This is a genomic window from Micromonospora sp. SD19, assembly GCF_054462275.1.
In genome coordinates this window covers 1,223,848-1,239,711 of the sequence record NZ_JBTLMN010000001.1, presented here as the reverse complement: position 1 = coordinate 1,239,711, position 15,864 = coordinate 1,223,848, and the positions used below count along the sequence as shown (strand labels likewise).

Below are 15,864 nucleotides of genomic sequence, written 5' to 3'. Positions count from 1 at the left end.
CGCCGTCTGCGCCCGGTAGCCCGGCGAGCGCCGCCCCCCGCCCGGTAGCTCAGCGAGCGCCGTCTGCGCGCTGCGGTGCCGGCGAATGCCTCAGCCGGCTGGAGACGGCCGGGTCACGCGTCCAGCATGGCCCGGCCCAGCGGGGTCAGCGTGTGCAGCACACTGTTGCGTTCCCGGTGGCTGACCAGCAGGCCAGCGTTGCGCAGCACAGTGGCGTGCTGGCTCGCCGCGGCCGGTGAGATGTTGAGCTGGCGGGCGACCTCGCCGGTGGTGCAGCCTTCGTCGCTGGCCTGCAACACCGCCGCCCTGGTGCGACCCAGCAGCGCGGCGAGCGATTCACGGCCGGCACCGGGCGCGAACGCACCGTTGGCGTCGGTCGTCACCAGCCCGCCCAGCCGGTCCACCTGGTAGACCAGCACCGGTGGCAGTGCCGGGTCGAGCAGTGCTACCGGGATGGCCGCGCAGAAGAACGAGGGCACGAGCAGCAGCCCGCGGCCGTCCAGGTGCAGTTCCCGGCTGTGCGGGTAGCTGCGGATCTCCAGCACGCCACTGTCCCAGCGCATCGCCGGGCGGAAACTGGTGAGCAGGCCCTCGACTCCGCCGTCGAGCAGTGCCCGGGCCCGTCGCGCGCGGTCCGCCGCCACAGCGGCCTGGATCCGACCCCAGTACGGGCTGATCGCCAGTGACCGGTACTGCTGCATCGAATCGGCCAGGTGGTGCAGCGCCGACACCTCACCCCGGGCCAGCGCGGTCGCCGAGGAGGGCAGCTGATTCTCGGTGGCCAGCACACTCAGGTCCCGGTGCAGCATCTCGACGGGCGTACGGCGCAGCGCGTCCAGCCCGGCCTCGAAGCCCTCGACGCTGGCGTACGGGGTGAGGAAGTCGGGGAAGTAACCGCGCGGCGGGTTCAGCGCGAAGAGCAGGCTGAGCTGCTCGGAGGCGGCGTCCTGACGCAGCGCCCACGACACGCTGCGCCGCCAGTTGGCCGTCAGCGGATCGCGGGTGCGGCCGCGCAGCACGTGCAGGCTGAGGACCAGTTCCCAGACCGGGTCCGCCGCCGGCGCCACCCGGGTCCGGAGGATGTCCTCCCCAGAAAAGTGGATCTTCAGCATGGAGCGCTCCCGTGTCGCCGGCAGGGGGATGCCGGGTGACCGTTCGACTCTACCTGCACGGCAGTAATCTCCATCTTTAAGCCTGGAATGAAAAACCTCGACGCCCCCGGGGCCGGTTCGGCATGCTTCCACTGCCCGAACATGGCGCCGCGCGTCCTGGACGCCCGCGCCGCCGAGGCACCGGGACCGGGGAGGCCCCGGTGATCGGACGGCACCACGAGGGTCTGCGGCCCTTGCTCCGCAGAGGTGCCGTCCGGTCATCCCGCCCCCACGCCGTCTCAGCCGCCACAGCGCGCGACCGATGGTCCTCGTCCGCGCCGTGAGATCAGCCGGCCACCAGGAATTCGACGCGTCGCGGGGTCACCGAAGCGGCCCATCGGGTGGACGCTCGTACAGTGGCATGGTGCCCGACACCGTGATCACCGGCCCGACCGCTCAACCGACCAACCCCGAGGCGTACGCGGCGCTGCACGCCGACGCCACCGCGTTGCTGGAGGGCTGGCAGCCGACCAGCCCGGACGCGGCCGGCGCGCGGGACCGGACCCTCGCCCTGCTCGCCGCCGGTCCGGTCGCCATGAGCCGGCAGCACCGTCCGGGGCACATCACCGCCAGTACGCTGGTGCTGGACTCCACCGGCTCCCGGGTGCTGCTCTGCCTGCACGGCAAGTTCGGGCGGTGGGTGCAGCTCGGCGGGCACTGCGAGCCGACCGACGAGACCCTCGTCGCCGCGGCCCTGCGCGAGGCCACCGAGGAGTCCGGAATCGCCGGCCTGCGCATCGACCCGGTGCCGATCGACGTGGACGTGCACCAGGTGCAGTGTCAGGGCGGCTCGGCGCACCACGACGTCCGGTTCGCCGTGCTGGCCCCGCCCGACGCGGTGGAGCAGGTCAGCGACGAGGCCGAGGAGCTGGGCTGGTTCCCGGCGGACCAGCTGCCCGAGCCGCTGGCCGGCGGGACCGTGCAAATGGTCGCGCCGGCCCTCGCAGCCCTCAGACGTAGCCCTCTTCGCCTCGCTCCTTGAGCTCGTCGACCAGGGCCTTGACGTCCTGCGCCCGGTCGCGCGGGCAGACGAGCACCGCGTCGGGGGTGTCCACCACGATCAGGTCGTGCAGTCCGAGGACGGCCACCAGCCGGCCCGACTGCGGCACGACCACGAGGTTGGTGCTGTCCCGCAGGAGCACGCCCGGCTTGGCTTCCGTGCCGAGCACCACGTTGTTCGCCTCGTCGGCCGGCAACACCTCGCCCAGGGTGTGGAAGTCACCGACGTCGTTCCAGCCGAAGTCACCCGGCACCGTCGCGACCCGACCGGCAGTGGCCGCGCCCTCCATCACCGCGTAGTCGACGGAGATCTTCGGCAACGTCGGCCAGATCGCGCCCAGGACGTCGTCCTGCTCCGGTGTGCCCCAGGCGGCGGCGATCGCGGCGACGCCGGCGTGCAGCGCCGGCTGCTGGCGGGCCAGCTCGGCGAGGAAGACGTCCACCCGCCACACGAACATGCTCGCGTTCCACAGGTGCCGGCCCGAACGGACGTACGCCTCGGCGACCTCGGCGGCCGGCTTCTCCTTGAACTCGGTCACCGGCCGCCACGGCACACCGTCGGTCGGGTCACCGGTCTCCAGGTAGCCGTAGCCGGTCTCCGCGCGGGTCGGGGTGATCCCGACGGTCATCAGCATGCCCTGCTCGGCCCCGTGGACCGCCTCCTGGACTGTGCAGACCCAGCTGTCCGGGTCGCGGATCAGGTGGTCGGCGGCGAAGCTGCCCATCACCGCGTTCGGGTCGCGCGTCGCGATCACCGCGGCGGCCAACGCGATCGCCGCGCAGGAATCCCGGGGCGAGGGCTCGACCAGGATGTTCTCCTCCGGCAGTACGGTCAGCTGCCGTGCCACCGCCGTGACGTGCGCGGCGCCGGTGACCACAAGGGTCCGATCCGGTGTGGTCAGCGGCGCGAGCCGTTCCACTGTCGCCTGGAGCAGCGAGGCGTTGGTGCCAGTGAGCGGGTGGAGGAACTTGGGATGGCCAGCACGGGACAACGGCCACAACCTTGTGCCGCTGCCACCTGCCGGAATGACCGCATAGAGCATCCGCACATCATGCCCGACGTACCTACCCAAAGTGGCCCGGGTCACCAGCAGTGGCGCGGCGGGTCAGGAGCGGGCGCGGCTCCACGCGGCGATGTGCACCTCGGCGCTGGACTCCCAGGTGAATTCCTTGGCCCGGTCGACCCCCGCCTTCGCCAGCGACAACCGCCGCTGCTCGTCGTCGAGCAGAGCGGCCAGGTCGATGCCGATCTGCTCCGGATCCTCCGAGGTGTACGCGACCGCGTCGCCACCCACCTCGGGCAGTGAGAGCCGGGGCGTGGTCAGCACCGGGGCTGCGCACGCCATCGCCTCCAGGATCGGCAGCCCGAACCCCTCGCCGTAGGACGGGTACGCCGCGACCAGCGCGCCACCGAGGAAACCCGGCAGGTCGGCGTAGCGCAGATAGCCGGGACGCAGCAGACGCAGGTGCGACGGCACCTCGGCCACCGCCCGGTCGATGTCGTCGTCGTGCCCCTGCCCACCGGCGATCACCAGGGCCGGCGGGTCGACCCGGTCAGCCACCGCCCGCGCCCACCCACGGATCAGGTTGGGCACGTTCTTCCGTGGCTCCTTGGCACCGAGGAACGCGACGTAGCTGCTGTTGCCCAACCCCAGACGGGCGCGTACGCGGGCCTTCTCCTCCTCGGTGGGAGCGTGGAAGGCCGCCTGGTCGACGCCGTGGTAGGCCACGTCGATCCGCGTCGGGTCGGCGTCGAGCAGCCGGATCAGCTCGTCGCGGGTGGCCTTGCTGGGCACGATCACCCGGTCGGCGCGGCGCAGCGAGGTCTTGATGGCGCTGCGGAAGAACGTGCGGCGCGACTTGTCGTAATGCTCCGGCTCGGTGAAGAACGTCGCGTCGTGCACGGTGACCGTGACCGGACACCCGGCCCGCAGCGGGCAGGTGTAGAAGGGCGAGTGCAGCACGTGTGCGCCCACCTGCTGGGCGAGCAGCGGCAGGCCGGTCTGCTCCCAGGCCAGCCGGGCCGGGCGGTGCGCCACGGCGGCCGGAGCGGGGATGATCTCCGCGCCGGGCAGCATGCGGGTGTAACGCTCCAGGTCGGTGCGGAGACTGACCACCGCCAGTTCCACCCCCGACCCACACACCTTGCCGAGGGCACCGAGCAGACCGTCAACGTATCGACCGACACCACCACGGTCGGCGGGGACACTCGTGGCGTCGATGAGCACGCGGGGCGGGCGACCGGCGGTCACGGGGCGACTCCTTGCACTGGCGGGTCTGTGGGGAACAACACTCCGGGGGTCAAGCCTACGCCGGGGCGCGGGTCCGACGCTGACTGCGACCCGACGGTACGCCGACTTGTCATCGTCATTGAGTACGGCCCGCACTGGCGTATCGTTCGCGCCGATGGCCGACAACATTGCCCGGGTGTTCGCCGACGCGATCGCGACCGACCCGACCCGACCGCTGCTCACCTGGTACGACGACGCCACCGGCGACCGCACCGAACTCTCCGGCGTCACCCTGGCGAACTGGGTGGCGAAGACCGCCAACCTCCTCGTCGACGAGGTGGGCCTCGCGCCGGGCACCCCGGCCGGTGTGCTGTTGCCGCCACACTGGCAGACCGCTGCGGTGCTGCTGGGGTGCTGGTCGGCCAAGCTGAGCGTGGTCGACACACCGGGTGACGTGGGCGTGCTCTTCGCCGCCGTGGACCAGTTCGACGAGGCGCAGTCGTGGTCGGCCGACGAGCGGTACGCCCTCGGGCTGGCCCCGCTCGCCGCCCCGCTGCGGCAGGTGCCGCCCGGGTTCGCCGACTACGTCGTCGAGGTGCGCGGACACGGCGACCACTTCACGCCGCAGTCCGGTCCGGGCCCCACCGACGCGCACCTGCTGAGCCGGGCCGAGGTCCGTGCCAGCGAGTTGGGCATCGAGCCCGGCGCACGGATCCTCGTGGAGGCCACCCGCCACCCCGATCCGGTCGACTGGCTGCTGGCCCCCCTGACCCGGGCCGCCACCGTTGTCCTCTGCGCCAACCCGGACCCGACCCGCCTGGCCCCCAGGCTCACGGCGGAAAAAGTCACCCACTCCCTCCCCAGCTAACCTCCCCACCCCACCCCACCCCACCGCGATCTTGCAGTTTCTGTTGTCGATATGCATTGAATGCCCCTTATGTCGGAGCAGAAAGTGCAAGATCGACGGGGTGGGTGGGCAGGGCGGGGGCGGGGCGGGTCAGGCTTTGGGGCGGCGTTGGGCCAGGGCGGCGAAGGCGGTCAACGACTCGGGGTTGACCAGGGCGCCCTTGGCCGCCGCCTGGTCGACCGGGGTGCCGGTGAGGATCTTCTTGACCGGCACCTCCAGCTTCTTCGCCGAGAGCGTCCGGGGCACCGACCGCACCTGGTGGATCTCATCGGGCACGTGTCGGGGTGAGAGCGCCGTCCGCAGTTCACGGCAGATCTTCGTGCGCATCGGGTCGTCCAACTCCAGACCGTCGGCCAGCACCACGAAGAGCAGCAGCTCACCGGCGCCGCCCTCATCGTCCTCCAGGTGCACGACGACCGAGTCGAGCACCTCGTCGAGCCCCTCGACCACGGAGTAGAACTCGGCGGTGCCGAGCCGGACCCCACCACGGTTGAGGGTGGCGTCGGAACGCCCGGTGATCACACACCCACCCCGCTCGTTGATGGTGATCCAGTCGCCGTGCCGCCAGACGCCCGGGTAGACGTCGAAGTACGCCTCCGCGTAGCGGGTGCCGTCAGTGTCGTTCCAGAAGCCCACCGGCATGCTCGGCATCGGTTCGGTGATCACCAGCTCGCCGAGTTCGCCGATCACCGGCGTGCCGTCGGCGGAACGGGCCTCCACCTTGGCGCCCAACGCCCGGCAGGCGATCTCACCGGCGTACACCGGCAGCAGCGGCACCCCGCCGACGAAACCCGTGCACACGTCGGTGCCGCCGGAGAGCGACTGGAGCTGGAGGTGGTCGCCGACGGTCTCGTACACCCAGCGGAAGCCCTCGGCGGGCAGCGGCGCACCAGTGGAACCCACGCCGCGTACCGCCGACAGGTCGGCGACGTCCCGGGGGACCAACCCGGCCTTGCGGCAGGCCAGCAGGTACGGCGCGGACGTGCCGAAGTACGTGGTGCCGGTCTCCGCCGCCATCCGCCACAACCCGCCGAGGTCGGGCTCAGCCGGCCGGCCGGGCTCCGCGCGGACCGCCGGGTTGCCGTCGAAGAGCACGATGCTCGCGCCCACCGCCGGCCCGGAGACCAGGAAGTTCCACATCATCCACCCGGTGGTGGTGAACCAGAAGAACCGGTCGGCCGGGCCCAGGTCGTGGTGCAGGGCCAGCATCTTCAGGTGCTCCAGCAGGATGCCGCCGTGGCCGTGCACGATCGGCTTCGGCAACCCGGTGGTGCCCGAGGAGTAGAGCACGTAGAGCGGGTGGTCGAACGGCACCGGCGTGAACGTCAACGGCTCGTCCACGGGCGCGGCCAGCTCGGCCCAGCTCAGCGCGCCGTCGGGCGCGGGGCCCGCCGGGTCGAGGTAGCCGATGCTGACGGTGTGCCGCAGTGACGGCAGGGCGGCCCGGATCGCGGCCACCTCGGCGCGGCGGTCCACCGGCTTGTCGCCGTACCGGTACCCGTCCACGGCGACCAGCACCGACGGTTCGATCTGCTGCCAGCGGTCGGTGACGCTGCGGGTGCCGAACTCGGGGGCGCAGGACGAGAAGATGGCGCCCAGGCTGGCGGTGGCCAGCAGCAGGACGTACGTCTCGCCGATGTTCGGGGCGTACGCCGCCACCCGGTCACCGGCGGTGACGCCGAGCCGGCGCAGCCCGGCCGACACCCGGCGGACCTGCTCGCGCAGCTCCCCGGCGGTCAGCGTGACCGGCGGGCGCGTCTGCCCGTGGGAGATCACCATCGGGTCGTCGTCGCCCCGACCCGGCATCCGCAGCACGTTCTCGGCGTAGTTGAGCGTGGCGCCGGGGAACCAACGGGCGCCCGGCATCACCCGCTGCGCCAGGGTCGCGGTGGGCGGGGTGTGTGCGATCACCTCGAAGTGGTCCCAGATCGAGCGCCAGAACCCGTCCAGATCGGTGGTGGACCAGCGCCACAACGCGTCGTAGTCGGCGAAGTCCAACCCGCGGTGCTCCCGCAGCCAGCGCAGGTAGGCGCCGATCCGGGACCGCTCGCGTACGTCCGCCGGCGGCGCCCACAGCATGTCACCCACTGGTCCACCCTCCCCCTGGCCCGACACGACACTGTGACTGGGCCGTGGCGCCATCTTGCCCTACCTCGAAGCGCCATTCTGCGCACCGGGTAGGCCGACCGACGCGTGCCCGTCCCACACTCCAACCCGCCACCTCATGTGGGTCAGCCAGCGCGGTGGGCCTGGATGGCTCGACGGCGGGCGAGGCGGTGCGCCCGGCGAATCTCCGCCTCCTTGTACCGCCGCTCGTCCTCCGCGGTCTCCGGCAGCACCGGGCGGACCGCGCGCGGCGCCCCACCGACGTCCACGCCGACGAACACCAGGTACGCGGTGGCCACCCGGACCGGCGCGTCCTCGGCCGAGTCCCACCGCTCGGCGACCACCCGTACGCCCACCTCCATCGAGGTCTGGCCGGTCCAGTTCACCTGGGCGTGGGCGTGCACGAGGTCGCCGACCCGGACCGCCTCCGAGAAGACGATCTCGTCGATCGCCGCGGTCACCGCCGTTCCGCCGCTGTGCCGGGCGGCAGCGGCCCCGGCCACGTCGTCGACGAACTTCATCAGAACCCCACCGTGCACGGTGCCGTAGAGGTTGACGTCCACCGCCGTCATGATCTTGCTGAGAGTGACGCGCGAGTACGACGTCGGCTTGCCGTTCGGAGCGGCGGAGAGGTGCTCAGTCATGTCGAAAACGGTACGGTGCGCGGATGCGACATCTCTGGAGCTTCCTCGCCGGGCTGGTGGTGGCACCCATCACCTGGGTGCTGGTCACACTCGGGCAGGACGGGTCGAGCCGGACGGTCGACCGCTGGGTGGAGATCGGCACGTTCAACACCGCCAACCTGATCGAGCCGGCCGTGTACCTCGGTGTCGGCGGTGTCCTGCTGGGCCTGCTCGGCACGCTGCGCTTCTCACCGCTGGGCCCGTTGGTGGCGGGGGCGCTGCTGGTCACCCCGTACATCGGGATGTTCGTGGCGCCCTTCTCGGTGCGGGACGCGATCCCGCACGAGTGGAAGGTGTTCGGCGACCCGCTGCCGCTGCGCCTGCCCGTGGAGAACGGCACGCTCTTCCTGATCGGCATGCTGCTGCTGATGGCCACCTTCAGCCAACAGCGGTGGCGGCAGTGGCCGACCCCGGCGGCCGTTCCGGCCACGGCACCCGCCCCCGCGTCGGACGGAGGCCCCCGCAACGACGACTTCACGTTGACCGACTGGCCGCCCCCCGCGGCGGCGGAGCGGGACACCGCGCCGGTCACTCTGGGTTACCCGGCCGACTCGACACCGACCGAACCGCTGCCCCGCCGGGTGGGTGGCGAATCACCCTGGTCCGCCCCACCGCGCGGTCAGCCGCGCCCCGAGGACACCACCGAGATCCGCTGATCGTCGGGGCGGGCCGGTTTCACCGGCCCGCCCTCCGTCTCTCCCGCGCGACGACGGGGCCCGCTGCGGCGCGACCGCCGGGCGTTGTCAGTGCAGCGCGACAGCCAGGTCCGGGTCGACAGTGCCGAGGCTGGCGCGCGGAACGACAACGAGCATGACGATCAGCGCGGCGGCCATGCCGCCCGCGATGACGATCGCCATCGGTACGCTCCCCGTGCCGAACAGACCGGCCAGTGGCGCCGTCACCGCCCCGATGCCGAACTGCACCGCGCCGAGCAGCGCCGCGGCGGTGCCAGCGGCCTCGCTGTGCCGGCTCATGGCCAGCGCCGGCGCGTTCGGCAGGGCCAGCCCGGCGGCGGCCAGGACCAGCCACAACGACGCGAGCAGGGTGCCCAGGCCACCGAATCCGGTCGCCGCGAACATGACCAGCAGCAGGCCGGCAGCCGTTCCGGCGATCAGGGCGCTGACCAGGATCTGCTGCGGGGTGTAGCGGCGCAGCAGCCGCACGTTGAACTGGGTGGCTCCGATCAGCCCCACCGCGCCGGCCCCGAAGGCGATGCCGAACTGCTGCTCGTCGAGGCCGTACTCCTGCTGCAGCACGAACGACGAACCCGAGACGTACGCGAACAGGGCCGCCATCGCCAGCCCGGCGACCAGCACCAGGCCGACGAACGCCCGGTCGTTGAGCAACCCCCGGTAGTCGCGCAGGGTGGCGCTCACCCCGCCGTGGCGCCGACGCGCCACCGGAAGGGTCTCCGGGAGCCGGAACGCGGCCACGACGATCAGCAGCGCGCCCAGCACCGCCAACGCCGCGAAGACACCCCGCCAGTCGGTCCAGCTCAGCAGGCCACTGCCCAGCGTCGGAGCGAGGATGGGCGCCAGGCCCATGACGAGCATCAGCCGGGAGAAGATCCGGGCGAACGAGGCCCCGCTGAACAGGTCGCGGACCACTGCCGTCGCGACCACCGTGGCGGCCGCGACACCGAGCCCCTGGAGTACGCGCAGCCCGCCGAGCACCGTGATGTTGGGTGCGAAGACGCACAGCACGGATGCCACGATGTGCGCGGCCAGACCGACCAGCAGCGGCACCCGCCGCCCGACCACGTCGGAGAGCGGCCCGATCAGCAACTGGCCCAGCGCGAGGCCGACGAGCGTGCCGGTCAGCGTCAACTGCACGGCGGTCTCAGTGGTCTGCAGGCCCGCCGTGATGGCGGGCAGGGCCGGCAGGTACATGTCGATGGTCAGGGGCCCGATCGCGATCAACGCGCCCAGCACGAGGACGAGTTGTGCCCGCTGACGATTGGTCATCAGGTCGCCGGGCAGTACCTCGGGCGCGACGGCGGCATCGCGTCCGGTCTTCTCCACCAACTGCTTCATCATCTCGATCTCTCTGCGGAAGCTGGTGCGTCGTCACGAGCGGCGGCGCGGGGCGTCGACCGGGCCGCGTGGACGCGACGGCACGGTGTGGGGCGCTCGACGGTGGGCTGCGTGGACGTGACGAGGCAGGGGTCGTGGCGGGGGTGGCCGGGTGGGGCGATCATCCGAGGGTGATTCTGTCGGTCGGCAACACCTCGGCGGTGTGTGACGTTCCCGGTGTGTGGGGAGTCACCCCACCCCGTTCGGCCGAGCGAGCTGTGACCACTGTCACAGCACGATCAGAACCGGGGATGGGGTACGCGTCGTCTTGCCTGGTGTGAAGCGAAGTCTGGACGGTCTCGACGAGGGTGAACTCCTCCGCCGCGTCGCCCGGGGCGACCGGCGCGCGTTCGACGCGCTGTACCGGCGTACCGCCCCGTGGTTGACCGTGCGGCTGCGTCGACGCTGCGCCGACGAGGACATCGTGGCCGAGGTGCTCCAGGAGACGTACCTGGCGGTCTGGCGGTCGGCCGGCAGCCAGGCGCAGTCCACCTCCGGCAGCGCGGTGGGCTGGTTGTGGACGATCGCCGCGCACCGGCTGATCGACGCGTTCCGCCACCGGGCCCGACGCGAGCGGATCCCGACGGTACGCACCTTCGAACCCGTCGCCCCGGCGGCCGAGGACGAGGCGTTGGCCGGCGGGATGGACGCCAACCTGGAGAACGCCCTGCACGCGCTCCCCCCGGAACTGCGGCAGGTGCTGCGCTCGATGGTCCTCGACGGGCTGACCGCCCGGGAGACGTCGCTGCTGCTCGGCATGCCGGAGGGGACCGTGAAGACCCGCGCGAGACGCGCCCGAATCGCACTCCGGGAGGCGCTGTCATGACCGCTCACCCCACGCCCGCTCTCCTCTCCCGCTACGCCTCGGGCGGGGTGGGCGTCGACGACGCGACCATCTGGGCGGTGGAGGCGCACCTGGAGACCTGCGCCGACTGCCGGGCACTGCTGACCCATACCGTCGACCCGGGCACGCGTGACCTGCTGGACCGGGTGGCCGGCGCCGTGGCCGCCGGGATCGCCACCGGCCCCGCACCGGTGCGTCGTCGGCGGCTACCGCGTACCGGGGTCGCCGCCCGGATCCTGCCCTGGCTCGCCACCGCCGCCGGGCTGATGCTGGCCGCGGTCCTGTTCGAGAAGACCTTCGCCAGCCTGCCGTCGCTGGTGCTGCTGGTCGCTCCGGTCGCGCCGCTGCTGCCGGTGGCCGCCGTCTGGAGTCGGCGGGGCGACCCGGTGTGGGAGTTGGCGGCCACCACACCCCGTACCGGCCTGCCGCTGTTGATGCGCCGTTCGTTGGGGGCGCTGGTAGCGGTCCTGCCGGTGCTCGCGGTGGCCGGCTGGGGCACCGGGCACTCCCCCGGCCTCTGGTTGCTGCCGGCGCTGGGCTTCACCGCCGGGGCGTTGGCGCTCGGCACCGTGGTGGGGATCGACCGGGCCGCACTGGGGTTGGCGCTCGCCTGGTCCCTGGGTGTCGTGGCGCCGAGCCTGGTCGGCGGGCGACTCCCGGCCGTCCTCGCCGGCAGCAGCCTGACCGGTTGGGCGCTCGCCACAACGCTGCTGCTGGCCGTGGTCTTCGTCCAGGCCCGATGGCGGTCGCAGCTGCCCACCAGCACGTTCCGATGACGAGATCCAGCCAGCACCGAATGGAGACACGATGATGCGTACGGTCAGCGTGGCGGAGACCGCGCCGTCCACCTCCGCGTGGGCGGTGCACGCCGAGACGTTGCGGGTCCGGGCCGGCCGACACCTGGCGGTCAACGGTCTGGACCTGAGGTTGGGCACCGGTGTGCACGGGCTGCTCGGCCCCAACGGCGCCGGGAAGACCACGTTGATGCGAGCCCTGGCCACCGTGGTGAAGCCGGCCGGTGGGCGGCTGACACTGCTCGGTGAGGAGGTCACCGCCGGTGCCGACCTGCGCCAGGTCCGCCGCGGCCTGGGGTACCTGCCGCAGCACTTCGGCTTCTACCCGCGCTTCACGGTCCGCGAGTTCGTCGAGTACATCGCCTGGCTCAAGGAGATGCCGAAGGCGGTCATCCCTGGCGCTGTGCAACGGGCCGTCGAACGGGTCGGCCTGGCGGACCGCGCCGACTCCCGGATGAAGACGCTGTCCGGCGGGATGCTGCGCCGCGCCGGCATCGCCCAGGCGATCGTCAACGATCCGACGGTGCTGCTGCTCGACGAGCCGACGGTCGGCCTGGACCCGGAGCAACGCCTCGACTTCCGTGAGCTGCTGCGGGAGATCGGCCTGGACAGTTGCGTACTCGTCTCCACCCACCTGGTGGAGGACGTCGCGGTGGCCTGCACCGATGTGGTGCTGGTCAGCGAGGGTCGGTTGGTGTGGCAGGGCAGCACGGGAGAGCTGGCCGCGCAGGGCGGCGACGCCGACGCCGGCGACAGCGCCACCGAACGCGGCTACTCGTCGTTGCTGCGCGCCCACCGGGAGCGGGTGTCGGCGTGACCGGACGAATCCTCCGCATCGAGCTACGCCGGTCGGCGGCTCTGGGCGTCGGCCTGTTGTTGCTGGTGACCGGCGCGGCGTTGCTGCTGTCGTCCACCCAGTTCTTCGCGGGGCGGTGGATGCAACTGGCGGTGCTCGCCCGGTCGACGCTGATCATGCTGCTGCCACTCGCGCTGGCCGGTGGGGCGTGGCTGGGGCGGCGCGACGCGCGCTGCCGCGTCAACGAGTTGTTCGCCAGCACCGTCCGGCCACGGTGGCAGCGGGTCGTGCCGACCGCCAGCGCTCTCGCGGTCACTGTGGTCGCCGCGTACGTCGTGGTCTTCCTGGTGGCCGCCGGGTGGGTGGTGCCGACGGCGGGATATTTCCCGAGCGCGACGATCGTCGTCGCCGCGGTCGGCGTTCCGGCGCTGATCGCCGCCGGTTGGCTGGGCATGGCCGCCGGCCGGGCCGTGCCCCGGGTGATCACCGCGCCGGTCCTCGCGGTGCTCGGGTTCGTCCTGGTGGCGTTGGTGCCGGAGTGGATCACGGCACCCGCGACGGGCGCGGAGATCGGGCAGTTCCGGCAGGAACCGGCGGGGGTGCTGCTCCTACCGACGTTCACCGGCCTGGACGACTTCCAGACGATCGCGACCCGGGTCAGCCTGCTGCAGGCGCTGTGGCTGGTGTCTCTCGCCGTGACCGGCCTGCTGCTGCTCGGCGCCGTCCGCCGCCGCGCCGTCGCGTTCGCCGTGCTCCCGGCGCTGCTCGGCGTCGCGGTCGCCCTACCGCTCCTGCCCGTCGGCGGAGCCCGCGGGGCGGCGGTCGTCGACCCGGTCGCCGTCGAGCTGGTGTGCGACAACGACGGCCCGCAGGTCTGCGTGACACGGACGCACGCCGCGCTGCTGCCGGACGTGGTGGGCCCGGCCCGGCAGGCGCTCGCCATGATGGCGGCGAAGCTGCCCAACGCACCGGTCCGGGCGGTCCAGACGCAACAGGTCACCTACTGGGCGCGGCCGGACCCGGACACTGCCCCGGCCCGGCACTCCGCCGACACGATCGTCTTCGACACCCCCACCATCAACCGGGTGGGACGCGCCGACCTGTCCGGTGACTACTTCCTGCCGGCCCTGCTGGAGGCCGCCTGGCGGCAGGAGTGCGGCGACCAGTCGGTGCGGGGCGACGTGTACGAGGCCCGGATGGTCGCCGCCGCCTGGCTGACCGGTCGGCCACCGGCCCCGCAGCCCGGGTGGCCCCCGTCGGAGATGGCCCAGCTGGTGGGCGCGTACCAGGCGCTGGTCAACCTCCCGGAGGTCGAACAACGACGTCGGATGGCGGCGGCCCGCGAGGGTGCCCTGGCCTGCCGGGACGACGAGCTGGTGGCGAACGTGCCGACGGGCCGGCCGTGAGGTTCCTCCAGCTGCACCTGCGCGCCCGCCGGGTACCCCTCGCCCTGGCCACCGTGACCGCGTTGATCGCACTGGCCTGGGCGCTGTCGCTGGCCTACACCGACTCGGCGACCATCAGCGCCCGGACGGCCAGCCTCGCCATCATGCTGGCGGTGGTCGCGGTCGGCAGCACGCTCGACGGCGCCGACGGGGCCCTCGACCACACCATGGCGGTCAACTGGCCGGTACGGCGCGCCGGTCATCTGCTGCTCGCCGCCGCCGCGATCACCGCGCTGCTGGCCCTCAGCATGGTCACCGACGCGCGTTACGAGCCGTTCGCGGTGACGGTGCGCAACACCGCGGGGCTGCTCGGGCTCACCGCGCTCGGCGCCACGGTGCTGGGTGCCGCCCTGTCCTGGATCGCCCCGCTGACCTGGACCCTGATCGCGGTACTGCCGATCATGGTGCCCAGCCGGGACCTGAAGATGCAGGTCGCCGGCTGGCTGATCCAACCTGCCGGGACCACCGCCGCCACCGCCTGCGCCGTCGTGCTGGCGGTGACCGGACTGCTCGCGTACGCGGTGCGGGGTTGCCCCGTGCGGCCGGTGAGTGAGACGTCCCCCGACCAGTGACGGACGTTCCGATGCTCCGGAGACCCCGGAGCATCGGAGCGAGCCCTAGACGACGTCGGCCAGCAGCTGCCGGGCCATGACGATCCGCTGCACCTGGTTGGTGCCCTCGTAGATCTGAGTGATCTTGGCGTCGCGCATCATCCGCTCGACCGGGTAGTCCCGGGTGTAGCCGTAGCCACCGAGCAGCTGCACCGCGTCGGTGGTGATCTCCATGGCGGCGTCGGAGGCGAAGCACTTCGCCGCCGCGCCGAAGTAGGTGAGATCCGCGTCGCCGCGCTCCGACTTGCCGGCCGCCGCGTACGTGAGCTGGCGGGCCGCCTCGAGCTTCATGCCCATGTCGGCGAGCATGAACTGGATGCCCTGGAACTCGGCGACCGCCTTGCCGAACTGTCGACGCTCGGCCACGTACCCCTTGGCGTAGTCGAGCGCGCCCTGCGCGATGCCGACGGCCTGCGCGGCGATGGTGACCCGGGTGTGGTCCAGGGTCTTCATCGCGGTCGCGAAGCCGGTGCCCTCCGCGCCGATCATCCGGTCGGCCGGGATCCGCACGTTGTCGAGGTAGACCTCGCGGGTGGGCGAGCCCTTGATGCCGAGCTTCTTCTCCGGCGCGCCGAAGCTCACCCCGGAATCGGACTTCTCCACCACGAAGGCGGAGATGCCACGGGAACGGGCGGACGGGTCGGTGACGGCGAAAACCGTGTAGAACTCGGACACGCCGGCATTGGTGATCCAGCGCTTCACGCCGTTGAGCACCCAGTGATCCCCGTCACGTACCGCCCGGGTGGTCATGGACGCCGCGTCGCTGCCCGCCTCCGGCTCGGAGAGGCAGTACGAGAACATGGCGTCACCGGCCGCGACCGGCGTCAGGTAGCGACTCTTGATCTCGGCGGAACCGGCCAGCAGCAGTGGCATCGTGCCGAGTTTGTTCACCGCCGGAATCAGCGAGGAGGACGCGCAGGCACGGGCCACCTCCTCGATCACAATGGCGGTGGCCAGCGCGTCCGCCCCCGCGCCGCCGAATTCCTCCGGGATGTGCGGTGCGTGGAAGTCAGCCGCCCGCAACGCGTCGTAGGACGCCTTGGGAAACTCCCCGGTCTCGTCGGCCTCGGCGGCGTGCGGAGCCACCTTCGCGGCGCAGACCTCACGCACCGCTTCCCGGATCGCCTGGTGCTCATCGGGCAACCGGTAGACGTCGAACGACTCCCCTGCGGCCATCTCGGCCCTCCCCTTCACCGCTATCATGCGCAGTCTGTGACGACTCCTG

General features: G+C 72.1%; 15 protein-coding genes. 8 read left to right on the top strand and 7 right to left on the bottom strand.

Annotation, left to right across the window (positions count from 1 at the left end; all coding sequences use genetic code 11):
* Positions 1 to 113: 113 nt before the first annotated feature.
* Positions 114 to 1,112: an ArsR/SmtB family transcription factor gene (locus ACX27O_RS05755; RefSeq protein WP_030338278.1), complete on the bottom strand. Its 999-nt coding sequence runs from the start codon at positions 1,110 to 1,112 to the stop codon at positions 114 to 116.
* Positions 1,113 to 1,515: 403 nt separating this feature from the next.
* Between ACX27O_RS05755 and ACX27O_RS05750 the strand changes: the two genes are divergently transcribed.
* Positions 1,516 to 2,133, top strand: a complete 618-nt coding sequence (locus ACX27O_RS05750; protein WP_357638172.1) for an NUDIX hydrolase — start codon at positions 1,516 to 1,518, stop codon at positions 2,131 to 2,133.
* On the opposite strand, the gene ACX27O_RS05745 is transcribed toward ACX27O_RS05750, so the two are convergent.
* Positions 2,102 to 3,193, bottom strand: a complete 1,092-nt coding sequence (locus ACX27O_RS05745; protein ID WP_210861225.1) for a mannose-1-phosphate guanylyltransferase — start codon at positions 3,191 to 3,193, stop codon at positions 2,102 to 2,104. The two genes, ACX27O_RS05750 and ACX27O_RS05745, sit on opposite strands and share 32 nt — an antisense overlap.
* Positions 3,194 to 3,256: 63 nt before the next feature.
* Complete coding sequence (locus ACX27O_RS05740; protein ID WP_030338285.1) at positions 3,257 to 4,402, bottom strand: glycosyltransferase family 4 protein; 1,146 nt, start codon at positions 4,400 to 4,402, stop codon at positions 3,257 to 3,259.
* Positions 4,403 to 4,556: 154 nt separating this feature from the next.
* Between ACX27O_RS05740 and ACX27O_RS05735 the strand changes: the two genes are divergently transcribed.
* Positions 4,557 to 5,249 (top strand): TIGR03089 family protein, encoded by a 693-nt coding sequence (locus tag ACX27O_RS05735; RefSeq protein WP_210861226.1) that lies wholly within the window; start codon positions 4,557 to 4,559, stop codon positions 5,247 to 5,249.
* 129 nt (positions 5,250 to 5,378) lie between these two features.
* Here ACX27O_RS05735 and ACX27O_RS05730 read toward each other — a convergent pair whose 3' ends face one another.
* Together ACX27O_RS05730 and ACX27O_RS05725 are read right to left on the bottom strand one after the other, a co-directional pair.
* Positions 5,379 to 7,376 (bottom strand): acetoacetate--CoA ligase, encoded by a 1,998-nt coding sequence (locus ACX27O_RS05730; protein ID WP_358136110.1) that lies wholly within the window; start codon positions 7,374 to 7,376, stop codon positions 5,379 to 5,381.
* Between the two features lie 143 nt (positions 7,377 to 7,519).
* The gene (locus ACX27O_RS05725; protein WP_030337966.1) at positions 7,520 to 8,038 is read right to left on the bottom strand and encodes an acyl-CoA thioesterase; all 519 of its coding nucleotides are present in this window, start codon (positions 8,036 to 8,038) and stop codon (positions 7,520 to 7,522) included.
* 23 nt (positions 8,039 to 8,061) lie between these two features.
* On the opposite strand from ACX27O_RS05725, the gene ACX27O_RS05720 reads away from it, so the two are divergent.
* Positions 8,062 to 8,733, top strand: a complete 672-nt coding sequence (locus ACX27O_RS05720; RefSeq protein WP_357638167.1) for a hypothetical protein — start codon at positions 8,062 to 8,064, stop codon at positions 8,731 to 8,733.
* An 87-nt stretch (positions 8,734 to 8,820) separates the two neighbouring features.
* On the opposite strand, the gene ACX27O_RS05715 is transcribed toward ACX27O_RS05720, so the two are convergent.
* On the bottom strand, positions 8,821 to 10,113 hold the full coding sequence (locus tag ACX27O_RS05715) for a multidrug effflux MFS transporter (RefSeq protein WP_245233792.1): 1,293 nt from the start codon (positions 10,111 to 10,113) through the stop codon (positions 8,821 to 8,823).
* Between the two features lie 313 nt (positions 10,114 to 10,426).
* On the opposite strand from ACX27O_RS05715, the gene ACX27O_RS05710 reads away from it, so the two are divergent.
* The 5 genes from ACX27O_RS05710 to ACX27O_RS05690 are packed head-to-tail and all read left to right on the top strand — an operon-like array spanning position 10,427 to position 14,600.
* On the top strand, positions 10,427 to 10,975 hold the full coding sequence (locus ACX27O_RS05710) for an RNA polymerase sigma factor (RefSeq protein WP_051708902.1): 549 nt from the start codon (positions 10,427 to 10,429) through the stop codon (positions 10,973 to 10,975).
* On the top strand, positions 10,972 to 11,769 hold the full coding sequence (locus ACX27O_RS05705) for a zf-HC2 domain-containing protein (protein ID WP_210860388.1): 798 nt from the start codon (positions 10,972 to 10,974) through the stop codon (positions 11,767 to 11,769). The genes ACX27O_RS05710 and ACX27O_RS05705 overlap by 4 nt, the downstream gene beginning before the upstream one ends.
* Before the next feature lie 34 nt (positions 11,770 to 11,803).
* Complete coding sequence (locus ACX27O_RS05700; protein WP_358127738.1) at positions 11,804 to 12,604, top strand: ABC transporter ATP-binding protein; 801 nt, start codon at positions 11,804 to 11,806, stop codon at positions 12,602 to 12,604.
* Positions 12,601 to 13,989: a hypothetical protein gene (locus ACX27O_RS05695; protein ID WP_051708901.1), complete on the top strand. Its 1,389-nt coding sequence runs from the start codon at positions 12,601 to 12,603 to the stop codon at positions 13,987 to 13,989. The genes ACX27O_RS05700 and ACX27O_RS05695 overlap by 4 nt, the downstream gene beginning before the upstream one ends.
* On the top strand, positions 13,986 to 14,600 hold the full coding sequence (locus ACX27O_RS05690; protein ID WP_051708900.1) for a hypothetical protein: 615 nt from the start codon (positions 13,986 to 13,988) through the stop codon (positions 14,598 to 14,600). The genes ACX27O_RS05695 and ACX27O_RS05690 overlap by 4 nt, the downstream gene beginning before the upstream one ends.
* A 45-nt stretch (positions 14,601 to 14,645) precedes the next feature.
* Here the strand turns inward: ACX27O_RS05690 and ACX27O_RS05685 are convergent, their stop codons facing one another.
* Positions 14,646 to 15,815: an acyl-CoA dehydrogenase family protein gene (locus ACX27O_RS05685; RefSeq protein WP_030337958.1), complete on the bottom strand. Its 1,170-nt coding sequence runs from the start codon at positions 15,813 to 15,815 to the stop codon at positions 14,646 to 14,648.
* Positions 15,816 to 15,864 lie beyond the last annotated feature (49 nt).